This is a genomic window from Agromyces binzhouensis, assembly GCF_004135055.1.
In the GTDB taxonomy this organism is placed as follows: domain Bacteria; phylum Actinomycetota; class Actinomycetes; order Actinomycetales; family Microbacteriaceae; genus Agromyces; species Agromyces binzhouensis.
Genome location: NZ_SDPL01000758.1, coordinates 1 through 713 on the forward strand (window position 1 = coordinate 1; position 713 = coordinate 713).

Below are 713 nucleotides of genomic sequence, written 5' to 3' on the forward strand. Positions count from 1 at the left end.
CTCGCCGGCTTCCTGCTCGCCACGACCGAAGGGGCGACGCCCGACCGGGCGCTCGCCCAGGCGGTCGCGCACGGGGCGGCCGCCGCGTCGCTCCCAGGTTCGGCGGTCCCCACCAGGTCCGACGCCGACGCCACCGCCATCACCGCCATCCGAATCCGGGGCGCCGTCGCCCCGGCCGTCCAATAGGAGGAATCGATGTCCACCGTCATCGACCAACGACTCGTCACCCTCGACGAGCCGATCGGCGCCGACAAGGCCGCCGTCATCCGGGCGCTCGCCGACGCCGTCGTCGCAGCCGGCCGCGCCACCGACACCGATGCGCTGTTCGCCGATGCGTGGGCGCGCGAGGAGAAGGACTCCACCGGCGTCCCGGGCGGCATCGCCATCCCGCACGCGAAGTCCGATGCCGTGACCGAGCCCACGCTCGCCGCGGCGCGCCTGCCCGAGGGGGTCGACTTCGGCTCCTTCGACGGGCCGGCCGACCTGGTGTTCCTCATCGCGGTGCCGACCGCGTCGACGCAGGACCACCTCGCGGTGCTCTCGACGCTCGCACGATCGCTCATCAACGAGGACTTCGTCGCCTCGCTGCGATCCGCTCCCGACGTGCCGGCCTTCGTCGCGCTCGTCGAAGGGGCGCTGCAGCCGAAGGAGGAGCCCGCCGCCGCGCCCGTCGCAGCCGGGGCCGCCGCTGCCTCCGCCCAGGCCGCGGCCGG

General features: G+C 75.0%; 1 protein-coding gene and 1 pseudogene. Both read left to right on the plus strand.

Going from position 1 to position 713, the window contains the following annotated elements; translation table 11 throughout:
- Positions 1-186: pseudogene (locus ESO86_RS20030) on the plus strand (1-phosphofructokinase); the annotation flags it as partial.
- Positions 187-195: 9 nt separating this feature from the next.
- A partial coding sequence (locus ESO86_RS18070; RefSeq protein WP_165308400.1) for a PTS sugar transporter subunit IIA occupies positions 196-713 on the plus strand: 518 nt, incomplete at its 3' end.